The following is a 13,672-nucleotide window of genomic DNA, read 5'->3' on the forward strand; positions in this document are numbered from 1 at the left end:
GGTCCTCACGGCGGCATCTCCCGCTGCGATCGAGATCGCCGTATGCCGGTCCCGAGAGCAGACCATCGGCCGGAACGGCGGGCAACGAGTCCGGTTCGCCCAGCGGAACGCGGTGGCCGGCGGCGCGGACGACGGAGGAATTTCGCGGACGGTTCCGGTGAGCGGTCCCGCTCAGAGGACTGTCCAGGGCCGCCGTTCCTACATTCGACGGCGAAGCGCATCGCCTAACTTCCCCGGAGGCCTGTGGTGACCATGTCCGAGACCGTGTCGACCGACGTCCTCATCGTCGGCGCCGGCCCGACGGGCCTGTACGGCGCCTACTACGCCGGGTTCCGCGGCCTCGCCACCGTCGTCGTCGACGTCCTGCCGCAGGCCGGCGGCCAGGTGACGGCCATGTATCCGGAGAAGGAGATCCGCGACGTCGCCGCGCTCCCCGCGATCAGGGGCCGCGACTTCGTCGCCGCCCTCCTGGAGCAGGCGTCGGCCTTCGCCCCGGCCTACCTCCTCGGCCGGCAGGCGGTGACGCTCGAGCACCGCGACGGCGAACCCGTCGTGACGCTGGACGACGGCACGGTCGTCCACGCCCGCGCCGTCGTGCTGACGTCCGGCATCGGCACTCCGACGCCGCGTCCCCTGGAGTGCGGCGAGGAATGGCTCGGCACCGGCCTGTCGTACTTCGTGGTGGACCCTCGGGCGCACACCGGCCGGGACGTGGTCATCGTGGGCGGCGGCGACAGCGCTCTGGACTGGGCGGACGCGCTCGAGCCGATCGCGCGCTCCGTCACCCTCGTACACCGCCGGGCCGCCTTCCGCGGGCACGCGGCCACCCTTGCCCGGGTCCGGGCCGGGCGGACCCGGATCCACACCGACACGCACGTGACCGCGCTCGACGGAGACCTGGCGGCCGGCCGCCTCGCCAAGGTGACGCTGCGGTCGAGGTCCGGGGACGAGACGGTGCTCGCGGCCGACCACGTGATCGCCGCGCTCGGTTTCATCAGCGACCTGGGCCCGCTGCGCGACTGGGGCCTCGAACTCCGGGCGAGGTCGGTCGCCGTCGACCGGTCGATGCGGACCAACCTGCCCCGCGTGTACGCCGCCGGCGACCTCACCGACTACGAGGGCAAGGTGAGGCTGATGTCCGTCGGCTTCGGCGAGGTCGCCACCGCCATGAACCACGTGGCCGTCGACCTCGATCCCGGGCTCACCCTGTTCCCCGGCCACTCCACCGACGGCGTTTGACCCCGCCCCCTCGGGCGACCACCCCACTCCGGAAAGGACACCCATGAGCTACGTGATCGGCGCCGCCTGCATCGACGTCCTCGACCGCTCCTGCGTCGAGGTCTGTCCCGTCGACTGCATCTACGTCGGCGAGCGGAAAAGCTACATCAACGCCGCCGCGTGCATCGACTGCGGCGCGTGCGAGGTCGAATGCCCGGTCTCCGCGATCGTCGTGGACCGTGTCGCCCGCAGGGACGAGACGTTGAACGCCCATCTGGAGGATTCCCTCCTCTTCTTCGCGCAGCCGCTGCCGGGCCGTGCGCTGCCCCTCGGCGACCCGGGCGGCGCGCGGAAGATCGGCGAGGTGGGCGCCGACACCGCCCTGGTCGCCGGCCACCCCGCCCCGTGACGGCAGGGGAGCCGCCGTTCGAGGCGGCCTGAGGGCCGGTTCAGAACAGCAGCCGGTCGAGCAGTTCCGCGCGCGTGTGCACGCCGAGCTTCGCGTAGATCGACTTGAGATGGTGCTTGACCGTGTGCAGGCTGATGACCAGGTCGGCGGCGATCTCGCCGTCCCGGCGGCCGGTGAGCGCGCGCGTGGCGATCTCGACCTCGCGTGGCGTGAGCAACGCCAGACGGGCCGGCGCGATCGCACGCGACGACGCATCCCGCGTGGCGATGACCGACACGATCACGTCCGGCTGGCTCGGCAGCCGCTGTGAGGTGATCGTGAGGTGCAGCCCGCCCCCCTCGCCGCCGCCGGCCCAGGAGGCCACCGCCCTCTCGTCGTCGTCGCAGTCGAGCAGCCGCTCGACCTCCGGGCGGGCGTCCCCGAGCCGGTCGAACAAGGCGACCGCGGGCGCGTTGAGGTGACGCCGCGCCAACCCCAGGTCGGTCAGCACCACCGGTGTGCTGCATCGGTCCAACGCCTCGGTCAACTGGACGCGCTCACGCTCGGCCGAGGCACGTTCACGCACCGCCGACACGGCGATGCCCAGCACCGTGGCCGCCGCGCGGGCCGCGTCGCGGTCCGCCTCGGTGAACTCCGCCTCTCCGTCCCGCCGGGCCAGGTTCAACGTGCCGGCCACCTCGGCGCCGACGACGAACGGCGCGCAGAGCACCCGCGCCATGGCGTGCGGCGCGAACACGTCATGCACGACCGGGAGCTTCAGCCACTCCTCCCGCGGCATCAGCGAGTCACTGTCGCAGACCCGGCGATCGCGCAGCGCGCTCTGGACGACGGGATCGCGGTCCCGTCCGTGACGTTCGTAGCTGCGCACGTAGTAGTTGCCGAGGCCCCGCACCTCCGCGGCGGCGGGACGCCCGGTCGCGTGGTCGTGCACGTAGACGCCGGCGGCGAAGGAGGCGAGCCGGCGCGGCGCCTCGTCGAGGAAGCGGTTCAGCAGCCGTTCGAGAGAGGGTGAGGTGACCAGTTCGGCGACGAGCGTGGGCGGCAGGACCGGCTCGATGAGGGGATTCCCCATGACGTGCTCCACTCTGGATGCGCTCGGCTGGGCACTCCCGCACCGAGGCGTCCGCCCAGACTAGCTCCGCCCCCACCTTCCAGGAAGACGTCGTCGCACGCCAACCGCCGGGTCCGCTCAGCGGACCCGGCGGGCCGGGGTGTGGGGAACCGTCACCGGTCCGTCATCCGGTCAGGCGGCCACGGAGGAAGAGCAACGACTCGCGACTCGGGTCGGAGGCCAGCGAGACCACGCGCCCGATGAGCATCCAGTGCGAGTTGTTGCGCACCGTCCCGGCGAGTTCGCACTCGAACCGCGCCGCGGTCCCGGCCAGCAGCGGCGCCCCGACCGCACCGGGAACGTGGTCCACGCACCCGAACTTGTCGGGATCCTTCGAGGCGAACAACCGGGCCGTGGACGCCTGGCCGGAGGCGAGCACGTTCACCGCGAACACCCCGGACCGTTCGATCGCCGACCACGTCCGAGACGTCGCCGCCAGGCAGACGAGCACCTGGGGCGGTTCCAGGGTGAGCGAGGTGAAGGCGTTGACGGTGCTGCCGTACGGCTTCCCGTCGAGGGCCGTGGTGACGACCACGACCCCGGTGGGGAACTGGGCGCACGCCGCCCGGAAGGCCTCGGGGTCCGGCATCAGAGCCGGCTCGCAGGACGTGGCCGGGGTCATGACGCTGTGCGCAGGGCAGGCGCCTGGCCCGGATCGAGCCCCATCGAGATCAGACCGGCCATCTCCGCGCAGGCCAGCGCGTTGGGCGGCATGATCGGGCCGGTCATGCCGTCCCGCAGCATCAGCTCGTAACCCCGTTCACGCATCAGCGAGTTGAGTCCGCCGGCGGTCGTGCCGAGGGTGGAGATCGTGTGGATCACCGTGCCGACCATCAGCTTCGCCCGCAGGAACGCGGCACAGGTCTGCAGGCTCGGCCCGCTGTTCTCGTCGGCCTCCCACGCCGCGTGGTACATCATCAGCCGGGCCGCCTCGACCTGGGCCGCGATGTGCCCCATCGCGGTGCTGATCGTCGGGTGGTAGCCCATCGGCTGGGCGAAGCCCTTCGCCGTACGGGTCCCGAGGGCGTCCTGCAGCCACTCCGCCATCGCCTCGGCGACGCCCAGGTAGCAGCCGGTGTATCCGCCCCAGGCGATGTGCGCCTGGGCCACGATCCAGTTGCCGAGGAAGTCGTCGAACTCGCACAGGACCAGCTCCTCGGGCACGAACGCGCCGGTGATCCGCACCTGGTTGCTGCGGGTCGAACGCATGCCCAGCGTGTCCCAGTTGTCGGTGACCGTGATCGCGCCGTCCTGGCGCGTCGGCATCAGGAAGCCGACCACGTGGGTCGGGTCGTCCGCCCACTCCGGGTGGGCGAACATGAAGGCGTAGTCGCTGGCCTCCCAGAGAGAGGCGAACATCTTCGTGCCGCTGATCTCCAGCCCGCCGGGCACCCGGCGCGCCGACAGCGTCGGCATGTAGGTGGCCGGCAGCAGGCTCGACGCGGACGGCTCCGAGAGCGGGGCGCAGATCAGCGCGCCGTCCCGCACCACCAGGTCGGCGACCCGCTTCTTCGCGTCGTCCGGTACGGCGTCGAGTGTGGCGATGATCCGTGTCGCCACGTAGTGCATGTTGAAGCCCAGCGCGGTCGAGGCGTCGCCCTTGGCGAGCGCCTCGACGGTGGCGAGCCACTGCGTCGTCCGGGCCCCGAGGCCGCCGAGGTCGCGCGGGAGCGCGACGGCGTACAGCCCGGCCTCGCGCAGCTTCGCGAAGTTCTCCGTGGCGATGCTGCGGTCACGGTCGTGCTCCCGGGCGTGGGGCGCGAACTCGGCAGCGAGCCGCGCGCCCAGCCCGGCCAGCTCCCGGCTGTGTTCGTCGAGTTCGAAGTGCATGGTGTCCGTCCTCTTGGTCGTTCGGTGTAACTGGTGCGCCTCAGGTCCACATCGGAGGACGCGTGGTGTCGAGGCTGGCGTGGACGACCTTGGTCGCCGTGTACTCGAGGAGGGTCGCGGCGGCCCCCTCGCGTCCGAAGCCGCTCGCCTTGACGCCGCCCTGCGGCTGACCGAGCGGTGTCGCGAACCAGGTGTTGACCCAGACCATCCCGGAGTCGAGACGGTCGGCGAGCCGGTACGCCTGGGCGAGGTCGGCGCTCCACACCCCGTTGGCCAACCCGAACGCGACCCGGTTGACCCGCTCGACCACCTCGTCCTCGGAGGTCCAGGCCTCGACGGTGAGCACGGGCCCGAAGAACTCCTCGCACGAGGCGCTGGTCGCGCCGTCTGGGGAGGCCAGGACGGTGGGACGGTAGTAGCTGCCACCGGCCAGCTCGCCCGGCATCTCCGGCACGCGGCCGCCGGCCCGCAGCTCGGCCCCCTCGGACAGCGCCGCCTGGACCCGTGCGGCGACCAGGTCGCGGTGCCGCGCCGTCACCAGCGGGCCCAGCTGGGTCGCCGGATCGAGGGCGTCGCCCACGACGATCGCCTCGGCGCGCGCGGAGACCCGTTCGAGCAGCTCGTCGTACCGGTCACGGTGCACCATGAGCCGCGAGGACGCGAAGCACACCTCGCCGTTCGCGGCGAAGATACCGGTGAGCACGTCCTCGGTCACGGTGTCCAGATCGGCGTCCGGGCACACCACCATGGCCCCCTTGCCGCCCAGCTCCATGAGGGCAGGAACCAGCCGGTTCGAGACGTCGCCGAGAATGCGGCGCCCGGTCTCGGTGCCCCCGGTGAAGCTCACCTTGGCGACTCCGGGGTGCGACACCAGGGCGCGCCCGGCGTCGTGGCCGAACCCGGTGACGACGTTGACGACGCCGGGCGGGAACAGGTCCTGCACGAGCCGGACGAACTCCACCGTGCTGACCGACGCCAGCTCGGACGGCTTCACCACGATGGTGTTACCCGCCGCGAGGGCGGGCGCCAGCTTGTGCGCGACCGAGATCAGCGGCGAGTTCCACGGAACGATCGCGGCGACGACGCCCACCGGCCGCTGCGTGGTGGACACGTGGGCGCCCGGCCCACAGGGAATGGTCCGCCCGTGCAGATCCCGGACGACACCGGAGAAGAACCGAAAGATCTCCGCCGCCGTCGGCACATCGATCAGCCCGGCCTCCCGGACGGCCCGCCCGTTCTCGGTCGCGAGCAGCGCCGGCCACCGTCCCGCGTCCCGCGTCAACCGCTCGGCCACGGCCCACAGCAGCGCCTGCCGCGTATCCAGCGAGGACTCTCGCCAGGTCTCGAACGCGCTCTGCGCGGCCGCGACCGCCCGGTCCACATCGCCGGCCGTACCCGCCGCGACCTGTGCCCAGATCCGCCCGGTGCTGGGCTCGACGGCGGGGAACGTCTGGCCGGCCCGAACCTCCCGGCCACCGATCAGCAGAGGCTGCGGCTCGGCCAGCGTGAACCGCTCCGTCACGGCTTCGGTCGCGGCCACGTCAGCAGCCGACGTACTGGGAGTCGCGGCCACGTCAGAAGCCGATGTGCTGAGAGTGGAACGGGTTGTCGATGCGGATCCGCCACGTCCCGTCGGCCTGCCGGCAGAAGACGTTGCTGTCCACGGCACCCATCTCGATCGACTCCCCGTCGGGCCCGGTCCCGACCAGATGCCACTTGAGGGCGACCAGGACGACGTCCCCCGCCTCGACCCGGTGCAACTCCTCGATCGTCAGATGAGGCTTGGTGTCGATGAACTGCTGCAGCGCCTCCCGCAGCCCGCCCAGCCCCCGAACGGGCTCGGTCCCCGGCGCCGTCTGAAAGACGGTGTCCTCGTCCCAGCACGACATCGCCAGATCGAGATCTCCGGCATTCATCGCCTCGACGAACAACTCATTGATCTCGGTAACACTGTTGCGCGAACCCATGGTCACTCCTCACGAGGAAGGTCCTGAATCCCCTTCACCGTAGGATTCGCCCACAGGCACCCACATCCCACCAAAACGGGGTTCCACCGCCATCCCCCACCCAGGGGATGCCAGTCACCTTCTCGCCCTACGACACCCAAGTCGCGGCGGCCTCGATCAGTTCCGGCCGCACGCCATCTTCGGCTCTACGGCCCTTGACCTCGGGGTTGAAGGGGCGGACCTTTGGGCAAGGCTGTCCGGATCGGAGAGCCATTTCTCAGGGACGACGCCCGTATCTCGGCTGCTCATGGGACAGGTTCCCCTCAAGAAGGCCCTTGGCGGGTGGGGCAGTGGGCTCGGGGAGCCGAGGGAATCGAACCCCTGACCTATCGCTCACAAGTCGAAAGAAGACCGTTCCCTAACATCTACCGCTGCCCATACCCTCAGCTCAACTCGAAGCATCTCTAGATCAAGTCCCACACACTCCTACAGGGATCCATGGGCGCTGGCGGCAGTCGCGTCAGCAAGATCACCGCACAGAGACACATGCACGAGACCCGCTCAGCGAGCACCGGTATTACTCGATGGCAAGGGCACACGTACCGTCGGGCTGCCAGGCCCGAGGAACGAAAGCCTGCGGCAGCAAAGAAGCACCGCTTCAGGAGAGCGACGGCGATCGCGTCCCATTAGTCTATTGAGCGGCCTGGAGCCGCCGCTATCCGAGGCTGCCCGACAGGGCGGCCGGTGGAATCACCAGCGCAGGACAATCAACGGCGTGTTATTTCGAGCCTGGACCGGGCTGCCCTGGCGTGATCTGCCCGAGCGCTTCGGCCGTGGATCACGGTCTACAGACGGCACCGCCGGAGAGCGGTGCTGCCCAAAGCCGCGCGTCCTGCTCATGCGTGGTGTCCTCCCGAGGGGTCGGCTGATGAGGTGAAACGCCATGCCTGCTTATAGGTTCGACGCTGGCGCTCGCGGATCTGGCGGTGGTCTTGGCGGTGAGCGGTCGCGAAGCGCCTATCAAGGACATTCGTCCCCACGCGGGCAGGGCCTCATATCCGTAATCCACATCCCCGAGACGTTGGGATGTTTCCGCAGCTTCCGAATAGCGGCGGGCGATCCACCGTCAACTATGGTTCCATAAATCAATCCGGCCGTTGCAGCTTGACGCAACTCCGCCACCGAAAGGCCGAATCCATTTAAGGTCGTATCGTCATTAGGCCGCAACTGGGCCACCCAACTTTTGAATTGAGCAAGAGAAGAATAGCTAGCACAGTCACGCTGCGTTGCCGATTTGAAGCAACCCTCTTCCCCGGACCAATAGATGGGATTACCTGTACGCCTCACACCCGATAGCAAAACGGGCGCCGAGGATTCGGATGAGACAAATAAATTTAGGTCTCGCTCTTGTACCGGTTGTCTAAGTTTAATCAGCACGGTCGTCCTCACCCCGGACCCGACACTCTTTAGTACCCGATCGCTTCCATCTCCATTTCTTTCATTTCCGAATTCGCCCATGGCCAGGGAGAGCCTATTCTCCGGCATCTGGTTGATCTCTTGCACATGGCCCGACTTGTCTAGCCGGACAGCGTAAGGTACGCGCGCTGAGGAAAATACTCCACTGGAAGTTGGAAAGAAGACAGATATAGGACGAAACTCATACCCGTCCATACTTTCATCGAGCCTACTTCCGGTCACCGCTAAACGGTCGGCAGGATTTGTCACAGCAACAGCCAGCTTGACTACAGCCTCAAGATGATCCCGCTCTATACGCTCATTCGCTGCGCCGACGATATCAGCGGCGGGCGGGCTTTGGCTGCAACTGACGGAAGCCGTGATCGCAGCCGCTAGAAGAAACACCAATCGACCGGTTCGCATATCTCTCCCTGTCATCGCTGTGCGATATACGTGCCGGTTTCATATTAGCGATATCGACACGTCCTGATGTCTGCCGCATCGGTGGCCATTTTCGGCACGGAAAATCGTAAGGGTAGTCAGTCGCGAGCCGGAGGGTGATCACCCTCCGGCTCGCAACCTCTTCGATCTAGCGATCTCTCCAGAGGGAGGTCGCGGGTAGTATCCTAGCGGTTTTTATCCCCTTCTGCTTGGCCCAGTTGAAGGTTCCGAAGGAACGTTGTTGGTAATGCGATATGGAGCACGTGTTTCCAGTACTCATCCAGCACGTTGCTATTAGCGCGTCCTTGGGCCCCCAAAAGGAGGACCTGAAGGCGACCTTTTCGTTGCCGCCACCTTTTTCGCCGGTAAGACTGTACTCCCCTGGGCAGTCTTTCGAGGCTGTTTGAGTAAAGGTCAAGCCGCCACCGACCTCGCCACCTTGGGGCAGACCAACGTTGCCCTGAACTGCGAGTTGGTAGGTAGTAGTTGTCACCTTGAAGCAAGCCGTGCTCTTTATGTCGACACTCGAGTTATTCAGGATGTAGGCATTCACCTTCTTCGCACTTGCGCCCTTCGGCTTTCGAAATGAAGAAGCGGTGTACAAGGTGGCCACCGCACCGAATTTACTAACGTTCCAGGTTGTGTCGTCATACGGAAGACAGGCATCCCACTTTGACTGTCCTAGAACCTCGAACAGCAGTCCTTTTGCAGGCCGAGTTTTTTCATTTGCATACGCCCTGGCCCAACTCTTGACGTTGCTACGGCAGGGTTCGCCTGCTACGGCCGTCGCCGTAGATGACGCTGCAATCACGTCATCATCCGACGCACGCAGTTTCTGTTCAAGGAAGGAATCGCCATCGATTTCGAAGAAGTCGGTAGAATCCTCCTCTGCGTCATTCGGGACCTGGATAACAGTGATGTTGCCGCAGCGGTCGAATACGAAGATGGAGATGGTGGATTCGCTTGGCTCCACCTGTCCAGATGTCTGCGAGGTGGCGCTGGCTCCCGCCTTGACGGCTGCCCCGGCCATGGCAGAAGCTTCTTCACTCCACGTACGGTTGATGTCGGCGGTCACGCGCACCGTACCGTCGGACATGGCTTGGATTATGGTGTTACTGACCTGCACCTGGGAATTTGTGCGCGTAGTCCCTGCCCGTGTCATCGAAGCGCGCTGCTGAACCAGAGCCGCGTTCACGAGTGACAGCTTGGCCGTGCTTGGTGCGTCAGGGGCCACCCCGGGAGCATCCCAGATGGTGGCGGCGCGGTTTTCTAGGACTGCGTCCTGGGCTTGGTAGTAGCCCTTGACGCGGTCGATGTACGCCTGGGCGCCGGCCCCGGCTGCCGCTGTGACAGTGTGTGTGCCGGTCGGGAGTTCGAGAAGGCAGGCGGTGCCGCCCTTTACAGGTGGTGGCGGGACAGCCTTGGTCGTGGCCGTGGTGGCTTCCCAATCGCCGACCCCGAAGACGGTCTTGGCGCGCACCTTCACTGTGTAGGTGGCATCATTGGCCAGACCGGAGATGGCCACGTACGGTTCCTTGGCCTCCAGCGTCTTGACGACCGCACCACCGTTGTCGATGACCTCGATGTCGTAGCCGTCCAGCATTGCCACGCTGCCATTGGAGTCCGGAAGCCCCCAACTGGCCATAGCACTGGCGTCCCCGCCCGAGGCGGTCAGGTTGAGCACCTTGCTTGGCGGCCCCGCGGGCAGATAGGCGAGTGCCAGGGACGGCTGATCAGCGGCGGACGCGTCGGCGAAGGTGATGACTTCGTCCTTGTTGGACGTGAGCATCAGCCACTGGTACTCGCTGCCGGCGATGTCAGCTTGGGGACCACTCAATGGCAGGGGATAGGAGCTGGTGTTTGGGTCGGCGTCGGCGGCCAAGTCCGAACCTTTGGTTTCACCTGTAACGGGACTCTTCAGCGGCGTCGCGGTGATGATGGCGTCTGCCGGACAGAGACCTGCCGGGCAGATGGGCGTACCAAGTCTGAGGATTGCTTCCGACACGCCTGCGCCGTCGGGCAGTTCGTCGAGCTTAAAGCCGATCACCGTCGCCGTCTTGTCGACACTCGTCCCTCCGATCTGAATCATCGCCGTGTCAGCTACGGTGCAAGGTCCGCCGCTGCAGGCGGTCGGGTCGGTCTTGACGCTCTTGATGACGAAGCTGTCCTTGCCCAGGGTGAGGTGCCGGACGTCCTCAACAGGAGGGGGCGAGGGGGCGCCGGGGGTGGTGAAGGAGACCTGCGCGGTCTTAGATGTGCATACCTCCCCGGCTCCGTTTGAGTCGCTTGCGCAAGCGATCATCTGCCATTTGTAGGTGGTTCCGGGTTGCACCGTGTTAGCCGCGACTTGGAAGGAGGCTCGCTCGCCACCATGCACGCTGCGGGTGCCAAGGGGGGCGGCTCCCACCGGGGCCCCGCTGTTGTCGTAGAGGTAGTACTTGGCCGTGACCGGACCACCGGACGGACGGTTGACCATGCCAGACAGGATCGGCTGAGCTGGGTCGGCCATGCCGGTCTCGGCATCCGTCGGAAGCATCGGCGCGTCGGAAGTGATGCGATAGGCCGGGCTCTCGTTGCACGAAGGCGGCGTGACGCCGCTGCGGCAGGCCTTGACGACAAACTTGAGGCTGGCCGGATTGGAGAGCTCGAAGGTCTGGTTTATGACCTGACCGGAGGGCTTGGCGTTGTAGCTGGTGGCGGCTACTTCGCCGTAAAGGTCCTTGACCTCCTGGACGGTGAGGGCGCGCTGGTAGAGGCGCATGTCGTCGAGAGAGCCCTGCAGGAGATGGATGGGGGTCTGTGCCTTGTCGGCGCCGATGCGGAAGGGGCCGCTGGTGACGCTTCCGGTGGGGGTGTAGTCGCTCTGAGCAGAGAGAACACCGTCGATATAAATACGGATCTTGCCTGCGGCGGCGTCATACATCGCGACCAAGTGGGTCCAGGTGTCGGCCTTGACCAGCTTGGCAGAATCAACCCAGACACCGTAGCCGGTCGACCCTCCGGTACCGGACACTTGTAGGCGTATCTTCTGCCAGCTGCTGCCCAAGTAGTAGATCGACAACCCGAACGGGTTGCCATCTTGGCTGGCTAGCCATTGGATGTCGTCGCTGTCGTGCAGCTTAACCCAGGTACTGATGGAGAAGCTGGTGTTCTGGTTCAGCACGGCTCTACTGGTGCTGGCTGAGGAATCCGGCACGGTACCAGTGCTGCCGTGTAGGTCATTGAGTTTTATGGCCCCGCCGAGCTTGCCGGTGATCGAATGGCGCCGGGAGCCGACGTAGGCGGCGGTGTGACCGTTGCCACTGGCGTCGGCCGCGCTCGTGGCGCCTGCGGCTTCGTCGAACTTCCAGTGGGCGACGTGGCCGGCAGGGAAAGCCGGGGGCGGCTTCATGGTGGAGTCGTTGACCGTGACGGTGTAGTCCAGGTTGGTGGCTTCCGGCACTGCGGACTTGAAGCTCACCTTGACATTCTGGCTGCGGGCGATGGCGTCATTGCCGGACATGGAATCGATGGATTCTGCCGTCACGGTGGGAATCTCGGGTGGCAGCCAGTACGAGACGGTGAGCTTTGGCGGTTTTCCACCCACGCGTTCGGCGGAGTGGTAGTAGATCCAAAAGCCCAGGCCCTGGTTAGGCTGGTGGTCGAAGTCACTGTATGCGGACACTTGGATGCCCTCGCTCTGCGCCCCTGAGGCCCACGCGTTGGCCATCGCCGTAACATCCCACGTGTTCGTGCGAGGGATCCAATTGCCGTTGGGATCGAGTTGCGAGGTGTTAGGACAGATCTGGATGGAGGAGCCGAAACTGGTCACGGACGGCTGGCTCGACCAGCTCACATTGTTGGCATTCCATCCAGAGGTGACGCGCTTGACCTCGACCCCGCCAGGACCGTACCAGCGGCACCCGACGTCCTGTTCCACGTACATTTCCAGTCGGGCATTGCCGACCGCGCGGCCGGCCAGCACGCTGGTGTCGAACTTCAACAACGTGTGGGCATAGGTGATGTGCCCGTCGCCGTAGGTACGTTGCTTGCTGGTCTCCAGTTGCGTGGAGGCGGGGGAGGTGTTGATGATGCCGTCACTGCCGATCACCACATCGCTCAGCAACGGCAGCGTCGTGGTGGGATCCACCGTAAGCGGATAGCGGGTGGCTGGATCGTTCAGGAAGCCGGGATCAGGCTTGAGCACCAACACCTGGCGGCCATTATCCGTTTCCACCCGTGTAGCGATCTTCCCGGTGCGTGATGGTACGGCCTTGCCGGCGTCCGCCTCGGCGGGCTTGGGACCGGCATCGATTGCCACCGGCTCAGCGGCGGACGCGACCTGCTTACCCTTACTGTCAACGAGGGTCAGGCCTTTGTCCTTCTTGCCATCAGCGAGAGTCAGCCCGTCAGTTTCGACCGGGATCCGCAGTTCCACCGGCTTCGTGGGCCGCTTTCGTAGTACGACATCGTGCCGGAAGCCCGTGGGCAGGGCCGTTACGACGAGATCGGCGCCAGGTCCAGCCGCATCGACATAGCGGGCGACGTTCCCGGCGACCTCTGGCTTGGGCAGATCGTGCAGCCAGGAAAGCGCGAAGCGCTGTCCCTTGGCGCGGACCATCGATGCGAACGGGCCATTGCCCCCCAAAGAGAAGGACACATCCGCCTTGGCCAGTTTCGGCTTCAGTACGCCGTCGCGCTCCACGAGCGTCGTGTCGATCCACGCCCAAGAGCCATCGGACCGCTTCAGTTGAGTGGGCCCCGCGTAGGACTGGAGAGTCAAATGCCCATCAGGGTAGGCCCACGTGCGGGAGGTCTCGGTGTAGACGGCCTCGACAGCTACAGGCTCATTCCGCTTTTTGGCCTCTTCGACTGCGGCACGCAGGGGTGCATCGGGGTCGTCAGGGCGAGGGAAAGCAGTCGGCTCGGATGTGTAGACGCTGCGGGTCGGCTTGAGCTGGGCCCACGTTGGATCGGAAGGGCTCGCGATAACCAGCGATGCCACCACCGTGAGCGCCGTTGCCACGGCGAGAGGCCTGCGCGCCTTTCTGGCCGTTAGGTTGACTAACTCGTTCACTTACTACCGTCCAATACGAGTGTGGAAGCCAGGCCCGCGCGCGGTGCAGTGCCCAGGTCCGCCGGTTGCGGGACCCGAGTGGCTTTCGAAGTGAGATTGGCCTTGGTGGGACTGGTAAGCCGTCCTTCTACCGGGCGTGGCCGCCAGCATGCCTCCTGCGTCGCGCAGGGCGCCGCGAGGGTCGACACGGTCACCGAGACGAAATC

The 13,672-nt window shown here is 66.2% G+C and carries 8 protein-coding genes and 1 pseudogene; 3 read left to right on the forward strand and 6 right to left on the reverse strand.

The features are described 5' to 3' along the window. The first annotated feature begins 252 nt into the window (after positions 1-252). Both BJ981_RS03720 and BJ981_RS03725 read left to right on the forward strand, forming a co-directional pair. The gene (locus BJ981_RS03720) at positions 253-1,239 is read left to right on the forward strand and encodes an NAD(P)/FAD-dependent oxidoreductase (protein WP_184608321.1); all 987 of its coding nucleotides are present in this window, start codon (positions 253-255) and stop codon (positions 1,237-1,239) included. A gap of 43 nt (positions 1,240-1,282) precedes the next feature. Next, a complete protein-coding gene (locus tag BJ981_RS03725) occupies positions 1,283-1,627 on the forward strand; it encodes a ferredoxin family protein (RefSeq protein WP_184608322.1) in 345 nt (114 codons plus the stop codon). A gap of 40 nt (positions 1,628-1,667) precedes the next feature. Here the strand turns inward: BJ981_RS03725 and BJ981_RS37395 are convergent, their stop codons facing one another. The 5 genes from BJ981_RS37395 to BJ981_RS03750 form a co-directional block, all read right to left on the reverse strand. Then, positions 1,668-2,699, reverse strand: a complete 1,032-nt coding sequence (locus tag BJ981_RS37395; RefSeq protein ID WP_204070728.1) for a helix-turn-helix transcriptional regulator — start codon at positions 2,697-2,699, stop codon at positions 1,668-1,670. 163 nt (positions 2,700-2,862) lie between these two features. Next, complete coding sequence (locus tag BJ981_RS03735) at positions 2,863-3,327, reverse strand: flavin reductase family protein (RefSeq protein ID WP_184608323.1); 465 nt, start codon at positions 3,325-3,327, stop codon at positions 2,863-2,865. 29 nt (positions 3,328-3,356) lie between these two features. After that, positions 3,357-4,568, reverse strand: coding sequence for an acyl-CoA dehydrogenase family protein (locus BJ981_RS03740; protein ID WP_184608324.1), 1,212 nt, complete (start codon positions 4,566-4,568; stop codon positions 3,357-3,359). A gap of 40 nt (positions 4,569-4,608) precedes the next feature. After that, complete coding sequence (locus tag BJ981_RS03745) at positions 4,609-6,108, reverse strand: aldehyde dehydrogenase family protein (protein WP_204070727.1); 1,500 nt, start codon at positions 6,106-6,108, stop codon at positions 4,609-4,611. A gap of 34 nt (positions 6,109-6,142) precedes the next feature. Then, positions 6,143-6,535 (reverse strand): YybH family protein, encoded by a 393-nt coding sequence (locus tag BJ981_RS03750; protein WP_184608325.1) that lies wholly within the window; start codon positions 6,533-6,535, stop codon positions 6,143-6,145. Between the two features lie 664 nt (positions 6,536-7,199). On the opposite strand from BJ981_RS03750, the pseudogene BJ981_RS39595 reads away from it, so the two are divergent. Continuing rightward, a pseudogene (locus tag BJ981_RS39595) lies at positions 7,200-7,378 on the forward strand (transposase); the annotation flags it as partial. Between the two features lie 1,180 nt (positions 7,379-8,558). On the opposite strand, the gene BJ981_RS03760 reads toward BJ981_RS39595, so the two are convergent. After that, positions 8,559-13,466, reverse strand: coding sequence for a LamG-like jellyroll fold domain-containing protein (locus BJ981_RS03760; protein WP_184608327.1), 4,908 nt, complete (start codon positions 13,464-13,466; stop codon positions 8,559-8,561). Positions 13,467-13,672: the final 206 nt, after the last annotated feature.

It is taken from the genome of Sphaerisporangium krabiense, assembly GCF_014200435.1.
Classification (GTDB): Bacteria; Actinomycetota; Actinomycetes; order Streptosporangiales; family Streptosporangiaceae; genus Sphaerisporangium; species Sphaerisporangium krabiense.